Genomic DNA, 22,350 nt, shown 5'->3' with positions numbered 1-22,350 from the left:
ATGTTTAAAAAATTTATACAAAGACCCGTACTCTCGACGGTAATATCTGTTATTATTGTCATCTTAGGTGTTTTAGGCCTAATTGAGTTACCGATTTCCCAATATCCGGATATCGCACCGCCTACGGTAAACGTAGCGGCAAGTTATACTGGTGCCAATGCCGACGTTGTACTTAAAAGTATCGTTATTCCGTTGGAGGAGCAGATTAATGGTGTAGAGAACATGACCTACATGACTTCTACAGCAACTAACGACGGTAATGCTTCTATTAAAATTTTCTTTAAAGTTGGAACAAATCCAGATTTAGCAGCGGTAAACGTGCAAAACAGGGTTTCTAGAGCAACAAGTTTACTTCCTGTAGAGGTAACTCAGGCTGGGGTTACGGTAACTAAAAGCCAGAGTAGTAACTTATTGATTTTCTCTTTATATAGTGATGATAAAGCTTATGATCAAACATTTCTTCAAAATTATGCGAAGATCAACCTTGTACCGCAGATTCAGCGTGTCGTTGGGGTAGGAGATGTAACCGTTTTTGGTGCAAAAGATTACTCGATGAGAATCTGGCTTAAACCAGATGTAATGCAGCAATATAAATTGATTCCGAGTGATATTTCAGCAGCTTTGGCAGAGCAGAATATCGAGGCAGCGCCAGGTAAATTTGGTGAAAACGGAAATCAAGCTTTTCAATATGTAATTAAATACAAAGGACGTTTAACAAGTGCTCAGGAATTTGAGGATATTGTTATCAAATCTGTTGGAAACGGACAAATGCTTCGTCTTAAAGATGTTGCTAAAGTTGAATTAGGATCTTTAAGTTATTCGTCAACAATTAAAACAAACGGTGTAGAATCGGCGGCAATGGCAATCAGCCAGACTCCTGGATCTAATGCGCGTGACGTAATTATCAATTCTAAAAAATTAATTGAAGAAGCAGCGAAGAGTTTTCCAAAAGGAATGAAATATACCATTATGGTGGATGTCAACGAAAATTTGGATGCCTCAATTGAAAAAGTAATTCATACTTTGATCGAAGCCTTTATATTGGTTTTCATCGTAGTATTTATTTTCCTTCAGGATTTTAGATCGACATTAATTCCAGCAATAGCGGTTCCGGTTGCGATTGTGGGAACATTCTTCTTCCTGAATTTATTCGGATTTACGATTAACTTATTAACGCTTTTTGCGATGGTCCTTGCCATTGGTATCGTGGTCGATGACGCGATTGTCGTCGTCGAGGCCGTTCACGCGAAACTAGATACTGGATATAAATCGGCTAAAAAAGCGACCATTCATGCAATGGACGAAATTTCGGGAGCGATTATTTCGATTACTTTAGTAATGGCTGCGGTATTTATTCCGGTAACATTTATTACAGGATCAACAGGGGTTTTCTACAAACAATTTGGTATTACACTGGCTGTAGCGATTATTCTTTCGGCAGTAAATGCCTTGACCTTGAGCCCGGCTTTGTGTGCGCTTTTACTAAAACCACATGCTGACGATCATAAACATAAAAGTTATTTACAGCGTTTTTACACTTCATTTAACGTTGCATTTGATAATGTAACCGAAAGATATAAGCGTTCAGTAAGTTTTCTTTCTGTAAAAAAATGGATTGTATTAGCTTCAATTTTGATAGCTGGTCTTGCCTTATTTTATATGATGAAAACTACTCCGTCTGCTTTCGTTCCTTCGGAAGATCAAGGAACTGTTTTTGCGAATATTAGTTTACCGCCATCTGCTTCTATGGAGCGTTCTGATATAATGGCTAAAAAAGTAGACAGTATTGCCAAGACTATCCCGGGAGTTAGAAATACACTTCGAATTGTAGGGCAGAACTTTACTGCAGGAGCGGGTAGTGCCTACAGTATGGTTATTGTAAAGTTGTATCCTTGGGATCAGCGAGATCTAAGTGTTGATGATGTAATTGGACAGCTTTTTGCTAAAACAAGCGGTATTCGTGAGGCAAGTATATTCTTTATTTCGCCGCCAACCATTCAAGGTTTCGGTCAAAGTGGTGGATTCGAATTCCAATTACAGGATAAAGGTGGTCACACGACTTCTGAATTCTTTAAAGTAAATAATGAATTCCTTGCTAAACTTGCAGAACGTCCAGAAATACAATACGCGACAACGCCTTTTAATCCTGGTTTCCCTCAATATATGATGGATATTAATTTAGCGAAAGCGAAAGATGCCGGAGTGTCTGTAAACACGATCCTGTCAACCATGCAGGGGTATTATGGTGGTTTGTATGCTTCGAATTTTAATAAATTCGGTAAACAATACCGTGTAATGATTCAAGCTGCTCCAGAGTTTAGAACAAATACACAAGGATTAAATAAAATCTTTGTTCGTAATAGTGCAGGAAATATGGCACCAATTACTGAGTTTGTAAAAATGACAAGGGTTTTTGGACCAGAATCTATTTCGAGATTTAACTTGTTTACTTCTATTGCGATTACGGGAGCACCAAAACCAGGTTACAGTTCTGGAGATGCAATTAAAGCCATTCAGGAAGTAGCAGCAGAAAATCTTCCGGCTGGTTATGGTTATGAATTTTCTGGTTTAACACGTGAAGAATTAGCTTCTGGAAGTGAAACGATTTTCATCTTCATTCTATGTTTGGTTTTCGTTTATTTCTTGTTGAGTGCGCAGTACGAAAGTTATATTCTTCCGTTTGCGGTATTATTCTCTATTCCGTTTGGATTGGCAGGAGCTTACTTGTTCTCGATTATTTTCAAATTGAATAGTAACATTTACCTGCAGATTTCCTTAATCATGTTGATTGGACTTCTGGCGAAGAATGGTATTTTGATTGTCGAATTTGCCTTAGACAGAAGACGTAAAGGTCTGCCAATTGTACAAGCAGCAATTGAAGGAGCTGTAGCACGTTTAAGACCAATTTTAATGACTTCTTTCGCCTTTATTTTAGGACTTGTTCCGTTGATGTTTGCTTCTGGAGCAGGAGCTGTTGGTAACAAATCGATTGGTACAGGAGCTGTTGGAGGTATGTTAATCGGAACCATTTTAGGAGTATTTGTTATTCCGGTCCTATTTATCATTTTCCAAGGTCTGCAGGAAAGAATAAGCGGTCCGGCAAAAGATGGTTATGATGACGATGACGATGATGAGGAGGAAATTCATTTATTAGAAGCTCACAAAGAGTAAAATTTAATTAAAACAGAGATGACTAAGAGTTCAAATAAATATATTCTTATGGTAATTGCAGCCGCACTTTTAAGTGCGTGCTCGATTACCAAAAAGTACGAACGACCAACTACACTCTCGACAGATAAACTTTACCGCGATGAAGTTGCTGCCGATACAACTACAATTGCCGATATGCCATGGCAGAGTGTTTTTAAAGATGAAAAATTAAACGCATTAATTCAAAAAGGATTAGATAATAACCTTAATTTGAAGAATGCTATTGAGAATATTATACAAGCTCAGGCTTCGTTACGCCAAAGCAAGCTTGCTTATTATCCTACCTTGAATTTTGATGCAAACGTAACTAGAAATAAACAATCTCAGGCAGGACTAAACTTTCCTCCTGGAATTAATATTAATACGTTAACAACAACTTACAAACTAGGTTTAAGCACTTCTTGGGAAGCTGATATATGGGGAAAACTAAGCAGTTCTAAAAGGGCAGCTTTAGCATCATATTTAGCAACAGATGCTGCAAAGCAGGCCGTTCAAACACAGTTAATTGCAGATATTGCCAATAACTACTTTTTATTGTTGTCTTACGATAAATCATTGAAGATTACAGAGGAAACATTAGAGAGCCGTATCAAAAATGTTGAAACAATTAAAGCATTAAAAGAGGGAGCAATTGTAACAGGCGCGGCGGTTGTGCAAAGTGAAGCCAACCAGCATGCAGCTGAAGTTTTAATTCCAGATTTGAAGCAAAGTATTCGTGAAACAGAAAATGCTTTGAATATCTTATTAGGACAAGCGCCGGGAGCAATTGACAGAGGAGAAATGGAAGCACAGATTATTCCAGAAAATCTTGCTGTTGGAGTACCTTCTCAGTTATTACAAAATCGTCCAGATGTCCGTCAAGCGGAATTTAATTTCAGAGTTGCATTTGAATCAACAAATCTGGCTAAGACTTATTTCTATCCAAGTTTAACGCTTACAGCAAGCGGTGGATTTTCGAATTTAGAACTGAAAGATTTCTTTACTAATTCTATTTTTTATTCCATCATTGGAGGTTTAACGCAGCCAATTTTTAATCAAGGATTGAATAAAATGAGATTAACAACGGCTCAATCTCAACAATTACAAGCTTACAACAATTTTCAGCAAAGTCTTTTAATAGCAGGTCAAGAAGTTTCAAATGCTTTGTATTCGTATGAAATGGCCTCTGCTAAAGAAGATTCCAGAAAGAAACAAATTGAAGCTCTAGAAAAAGCTGTAGATTATACACAACAGCTGTTAGAATATAGTTCTGCAACCAATTATACAGATGTATTAACTTCAGAACAAAATTTGTTAGCAGCGCAGTTAAGCGGCATCAACGACAACCTTCAAAAATTACAGGCTGTTGTTAATTTGTACAGAGCTTTAGGTGGAGGATGGAAATAAAAATGGTTTTGATTTAGAAAAAATAACCGTTTGTCGGAATAATTATACCTTTCGTCTAATTAATAATTAACATTAAAGAATTGCGTATACCTTTGAATCGGTTAAAAAAATAAAACATATTAAGTTCCACTGAGATCATAATTCGTACGATCGCTTATTTAATAAAAACATGACTCCAAACGCCTCAGAAATGAGGCGTTTTTTTTTAATTGTATATCGGTTTAAAATTACTATTCGTCGATTAATATTGCCCTTCTGTATAATCAATGCAAGAACCATAATTATTGGCATTACTTTAGATTATTATCTACCAAGATTAACATTTTAAAATCTAAAAACATGAAAAAGTTAGTATTCGCCTCAGTGCTCTTTATGAGTGTATTTTTCGCCCAAGCGCAAGTATCCATAAATGTAAATATTGGAACACCGCCAAGCTGGGGTCCACAAGGTTATGATGACAGCAGATATTATTACCTGCCAGATATCGATGTGTATTATGATGTAAATCAAAGCGTATTTATCTACGATAACGGCGGAAAATGGATACGTGAAAAAAGATTGCCATCGAGATATAGAAACTATGATTTGTATTCAGGTTATAAAGTAGTTTTGAGCGATTATAGAGGAGATTCTCCATATTCTTATCACACCAAACACAGAGCTAGTTATCCAAAAGGTTATCATGGAAAACCTCAAAAAAACAGAGGAGAAAAACCAGTAAAAAACGCTAAACCAAAAGGGCAGAAAAAGCAGGACAATAGCGACAAGAAGAAAGATTATAAATACGATAAAAACTCCAAACAACAGTCAAACAAAGACCACGATCATTCTAACGGCAATCGTCGTTAGTTCTTAAACATGACTAAAGGAAAACGCCTCCAATTGGAGGCGTTTTTTGATCTTATTATATATCTAAAATTATTCAGAAACCGTTTTTACTTTATGACCAAAAACCCCAAAAGAAAGAATAATCAAAAAGCAAACTAACGGAATAATATATCCCGATTGAATGTCATCATGGTTCATATCGATTAAAGTCCCCATTCCGTACGGAATAATTGCACCTCCGACGATTGACATTACCAACCAAGAAGAACCCGTTTCAGTATTCGATTTTAATCCTTTAATTCCTAATGAGAAAATAGTTGGGAACATAATTGACATGAAAAATCCAATTCCTCCAAGAGCATAAATAACTACAATTCCAGAGCCATAAATAGCAACTAGACATAATAAAACGCTCATTACGCAGTAGATTGACAGTAAAACATAATCTTTTACATAACGCAAAAAGAATGTCCCAATAAATCGTCCTGCCATAAAAAGGAAACCGTAGATTCCTAAATAATATCCGGCCGTTTTTTCGTCTAATCCAGCACCTTGCTGTGCAATTCTGATAAAGAAACTTGTAATACAAACTTGTGCACCAACATAGAAAAATTGAGCAGCAACTCCCCAGCTTAAATGTCTAAATTTTAAAACAGAGAAAAATCCCGGTTTAATTTCAGCTTCGGTATGCGTTACTTTCATTGACGGCAATTGTACGAAGTAGAAAATAATGGCAACCAAAACCAAAATACTTCCTAATACGATATATGGCATTTTTACAGAAGCAGCTTCTCCTAATAAATAGGCCGCTTTTTCGGCTTCTGGCATCGCAGCCATTTGTTCTGGCGTATGATTTGTTCCAGAAAGAATAAATAATGACCCTACAATTGGAGCAACCATTGCTGCCAAACCGTTGAAAGAAGCCGCTAAATTCAATCGTTTAGAAGAAGATTCGGCAGGTCCTAATATTGCAGCATACGGATTTGCACTTGTTTCTAAAATGGTCAAACCACATCCAATTACAAATAAGGCGAATAGAAATAATTCGTAAGTTCTAGTATTGGCTGCAGGTACAAATAGAAATGCTCCAACAGCAAAAACCAGCAATCCTGTTATAATACTGTTTTTATAACCAAATCTTTTAATCAGCATTCCGGCAGGAATCGCCATAATAAAATAAGCAAAGAAAACAGAGGTATCAATTAAAGTAGATTGGCGGTTGTTTAATTCACAAGCCTTTTTTAGGTGCGGAATTAAAACAGAATCTAAATTATGGGCCATTCCCCAAAGAAAAAATAGGCATGTAACTAAAATAAAAGGAAGAAGATATTGTTTTTGATTTCCGCCTTCTGTCGGCACTTGATGTTGATCGCCGGCTTGGTTTGTAATTTGCATTTTTAGATAGTTTTTTAGTTTTTTTTATAGTTGCTAAGGTTCTGAGGTGCTGAGATTCTAAGTTTTTTTCTTTTCGAAAATAAAAAAATGTTTTGCAAATAATCTGGCAGAGTCCCTAAGACGCAAAGTTTTTAAAATCCTAGAACCTTAGTATCTTAGAATCTTAGGACCTTTTCTTCACAAGCAATAGATGATCACAAACCAAAACGACTTCACCGCGCTGGTTGATAATTTCTACATGTTCGGTTACGGTTCCCATTTCAGGATTTTTAGCTTCGCCTTTTTCAGAAATCGTAATTTCTGAGTGAATAGTGTCGCCAATATGAACAGGTTTTACAAAGCGCATTTTGTCATAGCCTCTCGAAAAAGCTTCTGGATTAATTTCGGATGCCGTTAAGCCGATTCCGATGCTGAAAACCATAGTTCCGTGTGCAATTCTTTGTCCGAAGGGTTGTGTTTTACACCATTCTTCATCCATATGGTGCGGAAAGAAATCACCCGTATGTCCGGCATGAACCACAAAGTCAGTTTCTGTGATGGTTCTGCCTAAAGTTACTCGTTTGTCGTCGATTTGATAATCTTCGAAAAAAGTGGATTTAAAATACATAATCTAATTACTTTTTATTCGTCATACTCTTTCAAATAAATGTCAAAATCACGTTTTTTTGTAAGAGGACTTAAATTTTGTTTTTTGGTTTTGAAATATAGTGTTTTAATTACACTTCATCAAAAGAAATACCGCCATTTTTACTGCTGATATAACAGGCTTCGACAACTTTCATTGTGCCTAAAACATCTTGAACGCTGGCAGATAATATTTTATCAGAACCTTCCTTGTAGCGCATCAGATTAGACATTGCTCCAATAAATGCTTCTGGAAACCAAGATCCTTCCAGTTTAACTTCGGTCCATTCGTATTCTTTTTCGTTATCTTTTTTAGCTAGAGCGTACTCAAAAACGTCTGGAAGACCGTCAGGATAATTCATCAACAAGCCCATTTTTGCTCTAATAGCACCTTTTGTTCCTTCCCATTTGATGTAACTTTCCTCATGTTTTGGACCAAAGTGATGATCATGATTCGTATTAATGACCACATGCATATCTTCGGCATAATCTAAAATAATAGTCGATCTGCTTGAAGATAATTTCTTAAGCGGATGTTTAACCGTTTTAGCCATAATTCCTTTCGGATTTCCCAAGAAAGATCGAATACAATCAATATAATGCACACTGTGAAAAAGAATTTCCAATCTCGGATGTTCTTTAATTAAAGGAAATAATTCCCAAGGCGTATTTACCGTAACTTTAAACTCTAAATCGTATAATTGGCCAATAATTCCTTCATTAATTAAATAACGGGCAGCGCTGACAAATGAAGCAAATCGAAGCTGGAAGTTGATTGCAGCAACCAGATTTTTTCTTTCGCAAACCGCCACAATTTCCCGTGCCTGAGCCAGATCATTTCCCATTGGTTTCTGAATCAAAACTGCAGCTCCATCAGGAAGCTGTTCTAAAATTTCAATGTATTGGTCAGGTAAAACGGTAATATCGTAAACAGCATTTGACGGCGCATTTTTAACTGCATCCGCCACACTTTCAAAAACATGATCAATTTTGAATTGTTTTTGTAAATCGTATGCTTTAGAAATTGTTCTGTTTGTAATACCAAAAACTTTAAAACCAGCCATTTCGTAAGCAGGAAGATGCGCATCTTTTACGATTCCGCTCGCCCCGATAATGATAATTGGCTGTTCTGTTTCGGGCAGTAAAGGTTTATAGGGAATATTCATTTGTTCTATATTTTGAATTTGAGCCTGCCAAGTTTAATTTTTGACAGAGCTGTGTAATGTTGTTCCTTGACTTAATTCTCTAATTTTTTTCTGAGTTTCCTCTAACAATATTTCAGACGAAATATCGGTTTCAATGGCTTTCAAAACAGTGCTGTCAATCAGTTCTGCTACTTTTGGCCAGATTGGCGTTTGAGGCAATGTCAATGCATTTTCATGAAGCATTTCCAGTTTATGGTAAAATGGGATTAAAGTATTAATTTCTTCATCTTTCCAAGTTGATTTCCTGCATCCGATACCGCCTTCAGTCGTTAATAATTTGTCGCTTTCTGGCGTTGTGGCAAAACGTAAAAAATCGTATGCCAGTTTTTTGTGTTTGCTTCCAGATCCAATGGTATACAACCAATATACATTCAAAGAAGCTGTTTTATAACCCGGATCGGATGGAAGGGAAGTGATATCGATTTTTCCTTTTACTTTCGAATCTTCAATTACTTCTGCCATAGAAGCAAATCCAAACCAGTTGATTGCCATTGCAGCTTGTCCTTCGGCGAAAGCCAAACCTGCTTCAACCGAACCAAATTCTCTCGATTTTGGATGAACAGCATTTTTATCGGTGACCATTTTTCGATAGAAATCCAATGCTTTTATGGCTGCTTCATTATGAATGTCAATTTGATTTTTTTTGTTTAATAAAGAACCGCCTCTTGTCCATAATTGAAGACAAAAGTCAAAAACCATATTATGTCCGTCTGGATAATTGGCAAAAACAGAACCGTATAAATTTTGTTCGGGACGATTAAAGAATGTCGCAATTTCTGCGAATTCCTTCCACGTTTTTGGTGTAGAAAGTTCGTAACCAAACTGCTTTTTAAAATTCTGTTTTTCCGTTTCGTTTTCGAATAAATCTTTTCGGTAGATCAGACATTCTGGTCCATCGTGAAAGGGAAGTCCGAAAATGCCATTACTTAGTTTTTGTAAATGCAAAAGCGATTTATGCCATCCAAAAGGATAATTTTCGGGCGGATTTTCTCCAATTAGAGAAAACAAATTAAGAACCGCATTTTCGTTTACAGCATCAAAAATCCAATCGGTATTGATATGGGCAATATCCCATTTTCCTTCTTTTAAACCTTTTTCTGAAATTGTGGTTTCATACAAGTCATGAAGTTCTAAGGCAATCATTTCTGCTTCCATTTTTATATTGTTTTGAAGGCAGAAAGCATCCCATAATTTTTGAAGTGTACTTTCGAACGGATCGAATTTTCGAACGGCGATTCTAATTTTTTCCATCAGCAGTCTATAAATTCTTTAATAATTTTTTCGTTATCCTGACCCAGTTTCGGCGAACCTTTTCCAGAAGTCAGATATTCGCCGTCTATTTTTATCGGACAGCGTGTAGTTTTATAATTGTAGCCGTCAAGCATTTCGACTTGCTGCGTAAAATTCAACACCTTAAATCCATCTTCAGCAAATAGCTGCTGATAATTTAAAACTCCTGCACACCAAATGTCGGCAGGTTCTAAAATGTCCAGCCAGAACTGTGTTTCCTGCGTTTGCAAATGATCCGCAAGAATATTTTTAATTTCGTCTCTTAATGTGAATTTATTTTCAGGAAATTGCAATAAAGCATTGCATTGCAGCAGAGAAGCTAAAACAGGAATTGATCCCATTGCCAATGCTAAATAACCGTTTTTGGTTTTGTAAATTCCGTATGGTGCGCCCAAATAAGCGTGTGCATTATTGGTTTTGGTTCGAACAGGCAATTCGCCTCCGTCATTAAAATAAGTCGTAATCGTCTCAAACTGAAAATCAAATGCCGATTCCAGCATGCTTACTTGAACCTGCGCTCCAATATTATGCGTTGCTTTTCTAAATAAAGCAGCCAAGATTCCCTGCGCCAAATGCGCTCCTGCAAGCATATCAACAATCGATAATCCCATTGGTACGGGACCGTCTTCCTGATTACCGCTCAACCAAGTCAAAGCCGTTAAAGATTGCAAAAGCAAATCTTGACCTGGCAAATCTTTTAAATCAGGATGTTCTCCAAAACCTGAAATAGAAGCATAAATCACATTTGGATTAATGTTTTTTACTTCATCATAACTTAAACCAATACGTTCCATAACTCCAGGTCTGAAATTATGCATGACAACATCAGCTTTCGCTAATAATTTTTTTAATTTTTGAAGTTCCTCAGGCTGTTTAAAATCAATTGCAAATGATTCTTTGTTTCTGTTGATAGTATGAAAAACAGACGATTCGCCGTTCATAATCAAATCAGAAGTATATAAAGTACGGCAGATATCTCCCGTTCCCGGCTTTTCTATTTTGATCACACGCGCTCCCAAGTCTGCCAGACGTAAACTCGCCGACGGACCCGAAAGGAACTGACTGAAATCTACAATTAAATAATCTTCTAATGGCTTCATTTCAAATCGTTTAAAAATTGTTCGTGTATCCTTAAATTATCCTGACCTACTTTTGGCGCTGCTTTTTCGCTTAGCAGAATTTCTCCATCCAATTGAATCGGACTTCTGGTTGTAACCAAAGTTTCGCCTTCAGCATTTTTTACGGTTTGTTTCAGCTGTAATTCATTTACAAAAGGCTGATTATCCAGTTCTTCGTAATTGAAAACTTTACCGCACCAGATTCCTTCTTTTTGAAGGATTTCTATCCAATAATCAGAAGTTTGCGTTTGAATTCTCTCGCTTAAAATCGTTCTGATTTCATCTCGTTTTTCAAACCAAAGATGTTTATCTGTAAATTCACTTAAATCTAAACCTAATACTTTTCCAATGAAAAGTAAATCGCCCATTGCAAGCGATAAATAACCGTCTTGCGTTTGGTAAACACCATATGGAGCACTTAAAAAAGCATGTGCGCTTCCTTTAATATCACCTCTTTCAGGCAATTGACCACCGTCATTTAAAAAAGAAGTAATGGCTTCGAACTGCACATCGAGAATCGATTCTAATAAACTGACTTCAACCAAAACACCTTTTTTAGTTTTGACTCTTTTTAAAAGCGCTGCCAAAATTCCCTGTACAAAATGATTACCGCACATTAAATCGGCAACCGCCAAACCGAAAGGAACTGGACCTTGACTTTTGCGTCCGCTCAGCCAGCTTAATCCAGAAAGTGATTGTAGTAATAAATCCTGCCCTGGTTTTTTTGCCCACGGACCTTCATTTCCGTAACCTGTAATGGTTCCATAAATAATCTGTGGATTTATAGAAAGTGTATTTTCAAAATCTAAACCGATTTTCTCCATCACACCAGGTCTGAAATTATGTGTCATAATATCAGCCTTTTCAATCAGTTTTTTGATTAAAACTAAATCGTCAGGATTTTTTAAATCGGCTGCAAAAGATTCTTTATTTCGGTTTATGGTATGAAAAAGCAAACTGCTGTCGTCTACAAATAAATCTTTGATACTCAATTGTCTGCAGGCTTCACCTTTTACAGGACGTTCGATTTTGATGACGCGTGCACCCAGATCGGCTAGTTTTAAACCAGCAGAAGGTCCTGCCAGAAACTGACAGAATTCTAAAACAATTAATCCTTCTAAAGGCTTCATATTGTCTGAATTTTTAGAGATTCCGCGTAAAGCGAATTCATTTCTTCCAATACTTTTAGTTCGTCTCCGCCTTTCATCAAATAATTGCGAACTACATCGCCTGCGTGATCTTGGAAATACATATGTCCGTAATATCTTGGACGAAGGAATGCGCGTTCTAAAGCGGGTAAAGTATTTTTGAAATAATCATGTGTCACACCATTAATTCGCTCACTTTTCCAAGCCTGCAAATGTCCTGGCTGACCGCCATTATCCGTATAAATATTTTGCTGTACTTGAGATGAACCTGTAAATTCGGCATATTTAACCGCTTCATCAATATGCTGGCTGAAAGATGAAACCGCTAATCCTGTTCCGCCTAAAGACGAAATCATCGGATTATCATTCAATTTTACTAAATCGTAAAAATGTAAAAGTTGACGGCTGTAGCCAATGCGCGAATAATTAGAATAGCCATAAGCAAATGGGCAATAAGCAATTTCATCTGAATTGACCATTGCTTCATAAACCTGAATTGGGTTTCGATTAAAGTTAGCTGGATCAATCAATTGTGCCAATTCCCTAAACATTTGAAGCGCTTTGATTCCTGTTGTTTCAGAAATTACTTTTTCTTCAGAAAGAAAAGGAGCTTCGCCTAAACTGCAGCAAAACATATAAAAACTCATTAAAACATCTACTGGAATTCCAGCAAAAGCCACTAAGCCTTTTTTAGCCAATGCCAATAAATCGTCGTACGTTTTAGGCACTTCTAAATTATTTTTTTCTAAAAGATCCAAGCGGGCAGAAGCAACCGGAGTTGCAGCATCTATAGGAAGCGCCCATAATTTATCATGAAAAACATAACTTCCGTATGATTTCCCGACAGTGTTAATTTCTTGATCTTTAATATATTCGTTTGATAAATAATCAGATAATGGAAGAATTGCTTTGGTCTGCGCTCCAAAACCAGTCCAAGGATGATCGATTACTAATAAATCAAATCTTTTGGCTAAGTCTTCAATAGAAGCATCTGCGAATTCTTGTAAACTTCTCTTTTCCCATGAAATTTCAACTTCTGGATGTAGTTCAGTAAAACGCTGCGATGTGGCAACCATAGGAAGCAGACCTCTTGTATGGTTCCAAGTTATGCCTTTTAATTTTATCATTTTATATAGGAATTTTGAGTAGTGAAATCGTTTGAAATAATAAATGTAAAAAATACAATTACAAAAGTAGAAATAAGATTTAAATGAACAAGAAATCCTATGTTTATTGCAGATCTTTTTTTGTATAAATAGATGTTTAGTGATATAATTTTTACAAACCATCTAAAAAATGTTATAAAAATTTAAACTTTAGTCATTTTAAGTAATGGAAAATAAAATATATCTCGAATATTAATTTTTAAAATTACTTTTGTAATTGTAAAATTTACATTTATTATTTTTGGTAAGCCTTTTTTATCAAATTGTAATTGATAAATGGAAGACTTGTCAATAATAAAAGCGCTTGATGAAGTTCATTCATCAGAAAAAAATAAACTAACAATTAAAATTATACGATTATGAAATTAATACGTTTTGGAGAAATCGGAAAAGAGAAACCAGGAGTTTTAATTGGAGAAAGGAGATATGATGTTTCTTCAATTGTAACCGATTTTAACGAAAGTTTCTTTGAAGAAAACGGATTAGAAAAATTACAAAAGGCATTAGAAAGCAATCCGAATTTGCCAGAAGTGGATGCTTCGGTACGTTTGGGATCGCCAGTTGCAAGACCTTCTAAAATTATTTGTATTGGTTTGAATTATATTGATCACTGCAAAGAAACAAATGCGCCAATTCCGACTGAACCTATTATTTTCTTCAAATCGACTACTTCTTTATGCGGACCAGATGATGATTTGATTATTCCAAAAAACAGCGAGAAGACAGACTGGGAAGTAGAATTGGCATTTGTTGTAGGCAAAAAAGCAAGTTATGTAGAAGAAGCGGAAGCTTTGGATTACGTTGCGGGTTATGCTTTGTTGAATGATTACAGCGAAAGAGCTTTTCAATTGGAGCGTGGCGGGCAATGGGCAAAAGGAAAAGGAAGTGACACTTTTGCGCCTCTTGGACCATTTTTGGCAACCAAAGACGAAATTGCAGATGTTGACAATTTAAAGATGTGGCTGACGGTAAATGGCAAAAAATACCAAGACAGCAATACCTTGAATTTAGTTTTCAAAATTTCTTATCTATTACATTATTTAAGCCAGTTCATGACTTTGCTTCCTGGAGATATTATCAGTACAGGAACGCCTCCGGGAGTTGGTTTAGGAATCAAACCAGATCCAATTTATCTTAAAGCAGGAGATGTTGTAGAATTGGGAATTGAAGGTTTAGGAACTAGTAAGCAAAAAGCTGTAGCATATCAAAAATAAAAATTAAGAAAGTATAAAATGAAATATATTGTTTGCGAAAAACCGCAGGAATTTCTTTTAAAAGAAACCAGTATTCCAGAACCAAAAGAAGGCGAAGTTTTATTAAAAATAAAAAGAATTGGTATCTGCGGAACTGATATTCATGCTTTTGGAGGAACTCAGCCTTACTTTGAATATCCAAGAATTTTGGGACACGAATTGGCGGCAGAATATGTAAAAGGAAATGCAGCAGGTTTTAAACCTGGGGATAAAGTTACTTTTATTCCGTATTTCAACTGCGGAAAATGTGTGGCGTGTAGAAACGGATTGACAAACTGTTGCGTAAATATTAAAGTTTTTGGTGTTCATATTGATGGCGGAATGGCCGAATATGTTTCAATTCCGGAACAATATTTACTGCACGGCCAAGGTTTAGATTATGATGAATTGGCTTTGGTTGAACCTTTGGCAATTGCAGCACACGGAGTAAGAAGAGCGGCTGTTAAGTCAACAGATACAGTTTTGGTTATGGGCGCCGGACCTATCGGAATTGGTTTGATTCAATTTGCTAAAATTGCTGGAGCAAAAGTAATTGTCATGGATATCAACGATTACAGATTAAATTTCTGTAAAACAGAACTAAATGCAGATGAAACGATTAATCCGTTTAACGATGATGTTGCGCAAAAATTAGCTGAATTGACCAATGGCGACATGGCAAATGTGGTGATCGATGCAACTGGAAATCAGAAAGTAATGAACAGCGCTTTCAACTATATTTCACATGGCGGAAGATTTGTTTTGGTTGGACTTCAAAAAGGAGAATTGAGTTTCAGTCATCCTGATTTTCACAAAAGAGAATCAACTTTAATGAGCAGTAGAAATGCTACAATTGAAGATTTTGAATATGTAATGAAATGCTTGAAAGAAGGCAAAATCGATCCGAAAAAATACATTACACACAGGACAAGTTTTTCTGAAATGATTACTGATTTTGGAAATCTTATTGATCCGAAGAATAATGTGATTAAGGCCTTAATTGAAATAGACTAAAAGTATATTATAAACTACTGTTTGTCATTTCGACGAAGGAGAAATCTCCACGAATAGCTCCACCAAGAAATTCGCCAATCTTTGTTGAGTTTCTTGCGAAGATTTCTCCTTCGTCGAAATGACAAAAATGAGGAAAAATATAACTTTAAATAACCACAAAAATGGATTTAAACTTAAAAAATAAAATAGTTGTTGTTTCTGGTTCAGCTGGAAAAGAAGGAAGTATCGGAGAAACGATCGTTAACAGACTGGCTGATGAAGGCGCAATTCCGGTTTTGGTTGACAGAAATGCAAGAGGTTTCGAATACGTAGAAAGACTTCAAAAAAGAGGCGTTAATTCTTTATTTGTGCAGACTGACGTAACCGATCCTGTGGCAATAGAAAATGCTGTAAAAGTAATCGCAGCAAAATACGGCAGAATCGATGCGATTATTAATAATGTGGGTGTAAATGACGGTGCAGGATTAGATTCTAGCTACGAGGATTTCATGAATTCATTGAAATTGAATGTAGTAAGTTACTTTCTACTGGCTAAATATGCACTTCCATATTTGAAAGAATCAAAAGGAAATATCTTAAATATTGGTTCAAAAGTAGCTTTGACAGGGCAGGGCGGAACTTCAGGTTACGCTGCTGCGAAAGGCGGAGTTTTGGGACTTACCAGAGAATGGGCAGTAGATTTGATTCAGTTTGGAATCCGTTCGAATGCGATTATTATTGCGGAAAGTTATACGCCGGCTTACGAAGATTGGATTAAAACATTGCCAGATGGCGAAACAGTTTTGAATAAAATCAATAAAAGTATTCCGTTAGAAAGCCGAATGACCAAAACAGAAGAAATTGCAGATACGGCACTTTTTATCATTTCAGAAAAATCATCACATACCACAGGACAATTTGTTTTTGTGGATGGAGGTTACGTACATTTAGACCGCGCTTTAATCAGAGACGTTAATTAAAAAGATATGAGTAAAAGAATAGATTCCCATCAGCATTTTTGGAAGTTTGATCCCGTTCGAGACAGCTGGATTGACGAAACAATGCAAAATATTCAGAGAGATTTTCTTCCAGAAGATTTACAGCCACTATTAAAAGCTAATCAGTTTGAAGGCTGTGTAGCTGTTCAAGCCAGTCAGTCTGAAGAAGAAACTCATTTTTTATTGGATTTGGCTTCAAAAAATGATTTCATAAAAGGTGTTGTCGGCTGGGTAGATTTACGAAATGAAAATATCGAAGAACGTTTAGACTTCTTTTCAGACCAAAAAAAACTGAAAGGTTTTAGACATGTTGTTCAAGGCGAACCTGATGATTTTATGTATGGAGAAGCTTTTAGAAGAGGAATCGCAGCTTTAAAACCATTCAATTATACGTACGATATATTGATTTTTGAACGTCAATTGCCGGCAGCTATAAGTTTGGTGAAAGATTTTCCAAACCAAAAGTTTGTAATCGATCATATAGCAAAGCCCAACATCAAATCAGAAACTATTTATTCTTGGAAAAGCGGCATTGAAGAAATAGCAAAGTTCGACAATGTCTGGTGTAAAATCTCAGGAATGGTTACAGAAGCCGACTGGAAAAATTGGAAACCAGAAGATCTAAAACCGTATTTGGATGTTATTTTTGAAAACTTTTCAATCGATAAGTTAATGTACGGATCAGATTGGCCGGTTTTAAATGTAGCTTCAGATTATAATGAAGTGGTAAAAATTTTGGAAGATTATATTTCAGGATTTTCAATTGAAGACCAGAATAAAGTTTGGTTTGAGAATGCGAATGGGTTTTATGAGTTATGAGTGCAATCAAAGTTACAATACTTCACTCATTGTTTGTCATTTCGACGAAGGAGAAATCTTCGTAAGTAGCTCGACAATCAAAGTAAATCTTTGCGGAGTTTCTTGCGGAGATTTCTCCTTCGTCGAAATGACAAATAAGACGCAAAAAAAAGAGGATGTTCATGTTGAACATCCTCTTTTCTACTTTATAAAATAGCTAACCTTTTACATTTAACATTTTACATTTAACCTTTTACAAAAAATTAAAACTTAACCGCTTTCTTAGGAACATCCTTTCCAATAGTAGTAGTTTTCGATAAATTAGAACCACTCAAATCAATATTTTTACTCGCTTGACCGTTGATTGTAATCGTATTAGAAGAACCAGAATTAAACTCGATGTTTTTCAAGGAAAGGTTTTGCGTATTGTAAATTTCAAAAGCATTTTTCGCCTCGATATCCAATTGAGCGTTAGTGATTTTAATTCCGTTTGCATCAATAATAGAAAATCCTTTTTGAGCTTTGGCAATTAAGTTTGAAATTTCAATATTTTCTAAATTCATTTCAGGAAGACCTTGTAGAAATACTGCCTGTTGAGCACCTTTAATCGTAATATTTTTGATTACAATATTTTTAAACTGAGGCGTTTCTTCATTTACTGGAATAGCTTTAGTGCTAACGGTATTCCCACCTTCCGCTAAAGTTTCAGCTATCGATTTTCCTCCGTAATACAAATCAAAAGAAATCGCCTGAGAAGGAATATCAGTCATAAAAACATCTGAGATATAAATGTTTTCAACTATACCGCCTCGTCCGCGTGTACTTTTAAAACGAAGTCCAACATCAGTTCCCATAAAAGTGCAATTTGAAACATGCAGGTTTTTTACACCGCCAGACATCTCACTTCCAACCGTAACACCGCCGTGGCCGTGATAGACAATATTGTTTTTTACAATGATATTTTCGCAAGGAATACCTCTGTCACGTCCGTCTTTATCTTTACCCGATTTAATGCAGATAGCATCGTCACCAACGTCAAAACTAGAGTTTTCGATGATTACATTTTTACATGATTCAACATCAAGTCCGTCGCCGTTTTGTGAAAACCATGGATTTCTAACGGTTATATTTCGAACAATTAAATCTTCAATCATCAAAGGGTGAATATTCCATGCAGGTGAATTTTGGAAAACTGGTCCGTCAAACAAAACTCTTTTGCTGTTTTGAATACTTACCAAAACCGGACGCAGGAAATCATGAATAGCTTCAAAATCTTCTTTAGTTTTTAAATCAGGGCGAACGTTCTGATCTGCACCTTTAGCACCTTTTAAATATTGCTCAGATGGATACCAGCTGTCTTTCTTTTCATTTAGGACTCCGCCAGAAGCTACAAATTTTTTCCATTGTTCCTCTGTCAGTTTGCTCTTTTTCACTTGTCTCCAAGCTTCGCCAGAACCATCCCAAACTCCATTTCCGGTAAAAGCAATATTTTCTAGATTTTTTCCATAAATAGGAGAGATACAACGCCAAGTATTTAAGCCTTCAAAGCTAGTTTCGATAATTGGATATAAAGATTTGTCTGTAGAGAATTTAATTAAAGCTCCAGTTTGAGCATGCAATTCAATATTGCTTTTTAAAATGATTGGTCCCGTTAACCAGATTCCAGGCGGAATAACTAATTTGCCGCCGCCTTTTTTAGAAAGCGCATTAATAGCATCTTCAAAAGCTTTCGTATTCAATACATAACCGCCGTTGACTGCTCCAAAATCCTTTAAGTTCACAACATTATTTGGAATAACTGGTTCGTTTACTTTTGGCATTTTGAATTCAACATTAGCATAAGTATCGTAAGAGGTGCTTTGAGCATTTACATTTTTCGACCCCAGACAAAGCATAATTGCCATTGCAAGAGAAAAAAGATTTAGTCGGTTGGTTTTCATTGTTAGTAAATTTTTGGTGTTATTTTTATTTATGTGAAAAATTACTTCTCAAATAAATAATAATAGTTAAATGTAATCGATTACACAAATCTATTAAAAAAAGTTTAGAAAAGAAATTTCATGGCTTAAAATTGTTTGCCACAGATTAAAAGGATTAGATTGATTTTTTTTGCCTATGATGTTTTGCCATAAACTTCCCTAATTCAACTAGTTTTTCTAAGCGTATGTTTAAAAGTAATAGATAACTTCAATTAAAAAATTTGTAAAATCCTTTTAATCTGTGGCGAATAAAAATTAGGGCAATTTTATTTCGAAAAAAGCTTAAACAGGAGGGTACAGGATACATATAACTTTATGTTCAAGTAAATTGGACGAATTATTTGGTAAAAGTGTTAAAAATACATTTATTTGTAAAATTATTAGTGCTTTAAATTAATGCCTGATAATTTTATCCTAAGAAAAAAATCAATACTATAAATAATGCGCTTACTTCCTTTCAACAAATTACTGATCGTTTTTTTAATGGTATTCACTTTTTTTTCGGCGAATGCTGCTGAAATTTGGGTGTCGCCATCGGGAAATGATTCCAACATCGGAACAAAATCAAATCCGCTGGCAACGGTTCACATGGCAATACGAAAAGCCAGAGAACTGCGCCGACTAAAAGATCCATCTATAAAAGACGGAATCCGAATTATAGTAATGAACGGAATGTATTATTTAAACGAACCTTTGTTTGTAAGACCAGAAGATTCGGGAACTCCAGAAAGTCCAACAACAATTGAAGCAGACACAAATGCAAAGCCAATTATTAGCGGAGGAATCGAAATTAAAAACTGGACAAAATCTATAACCGTTATCAACGGATTAAAAAAAGGTGCTGTTTGGGTGGCTGATGCTCCAAAAAAAGCAGGAAGCCTGATAGATTACCGCCAATTATGGGTCAATGGAAAAAAAGCAGTAAGAGCCAAAAATACAACGGGAACTACAATGGAACGAATTTTATCTTGGAATCATCAAGAACAAACTTGCTGGATTCCGTTTAAAGATAAATCGGTTAAGTTTGAACCTGGAATGGAAATGTTTATCGTACAATGGTGGTCAATTGCAAATCTCCGAATCAAAAATATTGAAGTACAGAAAGACAGCGCCAAACTTTCGTTTGAAGAGCCAGAAAGCCGTATTCAAAGCGAACACCCGTGGCCTGCACCGTGGATTTCTAAAAACAACGGGAATTCGGCTTACTTTTTAAACAATGCTTTTTCACTTTTAAATGAGCCTGGAGAATGGTATTTGGACAAGAAAAATGCTAAAATCTATTATATTCCAAGAGCTGGAGAAGATATTAATTCGGCAGTTGTAACGGCGCCTGTTTTAGAAAATCTGGTTGAAGTTAAAGGAACAATTGATTCGCCTGTAAGTCATTTTAGATTTAAAGGAATTTCGTTTCAGTACAGCAACTGGCTTCGTCCTTCACAGCAAGGTCATGTGCCATTGCAATCTGGTTTGTATTTGTTAGATGCTTATAAATTGAAACAGCCGGGAACGCCAAATCAGGCGAATTTAGAAAATCAGGCGTGGGTAGGAAGACCTCGTGCTGCGGTTGAAGTTAATTATTCCAATAATATTCAATTTGAATCTTGTCGTTTTGAGCATTTGTCTTCGACTGGTTTGGATTTAAATAAAGGAACGAATCACAATACCGTAAAAGGAAATTTATTTAAGGATATAGGCGGAAGTGCCATAAATGTCGGCATTTTCTCTGAAGAAGCTTTTGAAGCTCATTTGCCTTTAATTATAAAAGACGAAAGAGAAATGTGTTCTGATGAAGTGATATCGGACAATCTAATCACCAACGTAACCAATGAAGATTGGGGAACTTTGGGGATTAGTGCTGGTTTTGTTAGAAATATTACTATTGAACACAACGAAATTTCAGACGTATCGTATTCCGGAATGGCAATGGGCTGGGGATGGACGCATACGCCAAACGTAATGCATAATAATAAAATTCTGGCGAATAAAATTCATCATTATGCCAAACATTTGCATGATGTAGCTGGAATTTATACGCTTTCGGCACAACCCAACAGCCGAATTGAAGAAAATTATATCGACAAAGTGTACAACAGTCCGTATGCGCACGATCCGTTTTTATGGCTGTATTTGTATACTGATGAAGGTTCTGAGGGATTTACGATTAAAAACAACTGGATTGCCGAAAAGAAAATCCTAAAAAACCATAATGGTCCCAAAGGAAATATCTGGGAACATAACGATCCGTATGTAAGTACAAAAATTAAAGAGGCAGCCGGAATTAGAGCGCCTTATAAAGATTTAGAAAAAGAAGTTGTCATTGATGAAAAATGGGGATTGCAGGAAATGCCAAAACCGTATGCAATCGAATTGATAGGTAATGATTTTGACATCGAAAAAATCAAATCGACATTAGTTGGTTTTAGAATTGTGGGGCAGGAATTGTACCAATGGAAAAATCATTTGGTGATTTACGGAAAAATGAATCAGCCAGAAAGAACGAAGCGTAAACTGGCGGGTGCTTTTCCTTCTTTAGAAATTAAAATCTATGACGATTTGGTTTATGATTTTCAAAACTTCGAAAGATGTAAAGATTCGAAACCGGCATCGGATTGGGAAAATATTGTATTGACAGCGAATCTTCCTGCCGATGAAAAACTGCAGAAAGAATATGTTGAGTACCACAAAACGCAATTTGAAAAATGGCCGGAAGTAGCAAAAGGTTTCTGCAACGCCGATTTTCAACAGTTACAAGTTTTCAAAAAAGACAGACAATTGATCTTGGTAATCAGTATTCCGAAGGGAGAAAATCTGGACAAACTAAATCCGAAAACAACTCAAAATAATCCCCGTGTAGACGAATGGAACGCTTTAATGAAGAAATACCAATCGGGAATTGAAGGCGTAAAACCAGATGAAACCTGGATTTTCTTAAGCAAAGTAGAAACGAAATAAATATTATTAGCCACGAATTCACGAATTA

Annotated in this window: 16 protein-coding genes; 8 read left to right on the top strand and 8 right to left on the bottom strand. The window is 35.9% G+C overall.

All coding sequences use genetic code 11. The features are described from left to right. The 3 genes from HYN86_RS17005 to HYN86_RS16995 all read left to right on the top strand — a co-directional run bounded on the left by HYN86_RS17005 (position 1) and on the right by HYN86_RS16995 (position 5,445). Positions 1–3,171, top strand: coding sequence for an efflux RND transporter permease subunit (locus HYN86_RS17005; protein ID WP_113679122.1), 3,171 nt, complete (start codon positions 1–3; stop codon positions 3,169–3,171). A gap of 18 nt (positions 3,172–3,189) precedes the next feature. After that, positions 3,190–4,596 (top strand): efflux transporter outer membrane subunit, encoded by a 1,407-nt coding sequence (locus tag HYN86_RS17000; RefSeq protein WP_113679121.1) that lies wholly within the window; start codon positions 3,190–3,192, stop codon positions 4,594–4,596. Between the two features lie 339 nt (positions 4,597–4,935). Beyond that, positions 4,936–5,445, top strand: coding sequence for a hypothetical protein (locus HYN86_RS16995; protein ID WP_113679120.1), 510 nt, complete (start codon positions 4,936–4,938; stop codon positions 5,443–5,445). A gap of 69 nt (positions 5,446–5,514) precedes the next feature. Here HYN86_RS16995 and fucP read toward each other — a convergent pair whose 3' ends face one another. From fucP to HYN86_RS16960, 7 genes are all read right to left on the bottom strand, one after another. Beyond that, positions 5,515–6,819, bottom strand: coding sequence for an L-fucose:H+ symporter permease (fucP, locus tag HYN86_RS16990; protein ID WP_113679119.1), 1,305 nt, complete (start codon positions 6,817–6,819; stop codon positions 5,515–5,517). Between the two features lie 163 nt (positions 6,820–6,982). Next, positions 6,983–7,426 (bottom strand): MaoC/PaaZ C-terminal domain-containing protein, encoded by a 444-nt coding sequence (locus tag HYN86_RS16985; protein ID WP_057116114.1) that lies wholly within the window; start codon positions 7,424–7,426, stop codon positions 6,983–6,985. Positions 7,427–7,535: 109 nt separating this feature from the next. Continuing rightward, positions 7,536–8,609: a Gfo/Idh/MocA family protein gene (locus HYN86_RS16980; protein WP_113679118.1), complete on the bottom strand. Its 1,074-nt coding sequence runs from the start codon at positions 8,607–8,609 to the stop codon at positions 7,536–7,538. A gap of 33 nt (positions 8,610–8,642) precedes the next feature. Beyond that, positions 8,643–9,899 carry an extracellular solute-binding protein gene (locus HYN86_RS16975; RefSeq protein ID WP_113679117.1) on the bottom strand — a complete coding sequence of 419 codons (1,257 nt, stop codon included), beginning with the start codon at positions 9,897–9,899 and terminating at the stop codon, positions 8,643–8,645. Then, complete coding sequence (locus tag HYN86_RS16970) at positions 9,899–11,038, bottom strand: CaiB/BaiF CoA transferase family protein (RefSeq protein WP_113679116.1); 1,140 nt, start codon at positions 11,036–11,038, stop codon at positions 9,899–9,901. Before HYN86_RS16970 ends, HYN86_RS16975 begins: the two co-directional genes overlap by 1 nt. Next, the gene (locus HYN86_RS16965) at positions 11,035–12,186 is read right to left on the bottom strand and encodes a CaiB/BaiF CoA transferase family protein (protein ID WP_113679115.1); all 1,152 of its coding nucleotides are present in this window, start codon (positions 12,184–12,186) and stop codon (positions 11,035–11,037) included. Before HYN86_RS16965 ends, HYN86_RS16970 begins: the two co-directional genes overlap by 4 nt. Then, a complete protein-coding gene (locus HYN86_RS16960; RefSeq protein WP_113679114.1) occupies positions 12,183–13,331 on the bottom strand; it encodes an ABC transporter substrate-binding protein in 1,149 nt (382 codons plus the stop codon). The genes HYN86_RS16965 and HYN86_RS16960 overlap by 4 nt, the downstream gene beginning before the upstream one ends. 398 nt (positions 13,332–13,729) lie before the next feature. On the opposite strand from HYN86_RS16960, the gene HYN86_RS16955 reads away from it, so the two are divergent. The 4 genes from HYN86_RS16955 to HYN86_RS16940 all read left to right on the top strand — a co-directional run bounded on the left by HYN86_RS16955 (position 13,730) and on the right by HYN86_RS16940 (position 17,412). Then, complete coding sequence (locus HYN86_RS16955; protein ID WP_113679113.1) at positions 13,730–14,584, top strand: fumarylacetoacetate hydrolase family protein; 855 nt, start codon at positions 13,730–13,732, stop codon at positions 14,582–14,584. Between the two features lie 18 nt (positions 14,585–14,602). Then, the gene (locus HYN86_RS16950; protein ID WP_113679112.1) at positions 14,603–15,616 is read left to right on the top strand and encodes a zinc-binding alcohol dehydrogenase family protein; all 1,014 of its coding nucleotides are present in this window, start codon (positions 14,603–14,605) and stop codon (positions 15,614–15,616) included. 161 nt (positions 15,617–15,777) lie between these two features. Further along, the gene (locus tag HYN86_RS16945) at positions 15,778–16,575 is read left to right on the top strand and encodes an SDR family oxidoreductase (protein ID WP_113679111.1); all 798 of its coding nucleotides are present in this window, start codon (positions 15,778–15,780) and stop codon (positions 16,573–16,575) included. Between the two features lie 6 nt (positions 16,576–16,581). Then, entirely contained in the window at positions 16,582–17,412 is an 831-nt protein-coding gene (locus HYN86_RS16940; protein ID WP_113679110.1) for an amidohydrolase family protein, read from the top strand. A 242-nt stretch (positions 17,413–17,654) separates the two neighbouring features. Here the strand turns inward: HYN86_RS16940 and HYN86_RS16930 are convergent, their stop codons facing one another. After that, positions 17,655–19,331 (bottom strand): glycoside hydrolase family 28 protein, encoded by a 1,677-nt coding sequence (locus HYN86_RS16930; protein WP_113679108.1) that lies wholly within the window; start codon positions 19,329–19,331, stop codon positions 17,655–17,657. A gap of 522 nt (positions 19,332–19,853) precedes the next feature. On the opposite strand from HYN86_RS16930, the gene HYN86_RS16925 reads away from it, so the two are divergent. Continuing rightward, a complete protein-coding gene (locus HYN86_RS16925) occupies positions 19,854–22,322 on the top strand; it encodes an L-rhamnose mutarotase (RefSeq protein WP_230406386.1) in 2,469 nt (822 codons plus the stop codon). Positions 22,323–22,350 lie beyond the last annotated feature (28 nt).

Source organism: Flavobacterium fluviale (assembly GCF_003312915.1).
Lineage (GTDB): Bacteria > Bacteroidota > Bacteroidia > Flavobacteriales > Flavobacteriaceae > Flavobacterium > Flavobacterium fluviale.
The sequence above is the reverse complement of the archived record's forward strand: the minus strand, read 5'-3'. Positions and strand labels throughout refer to the sequence as shown.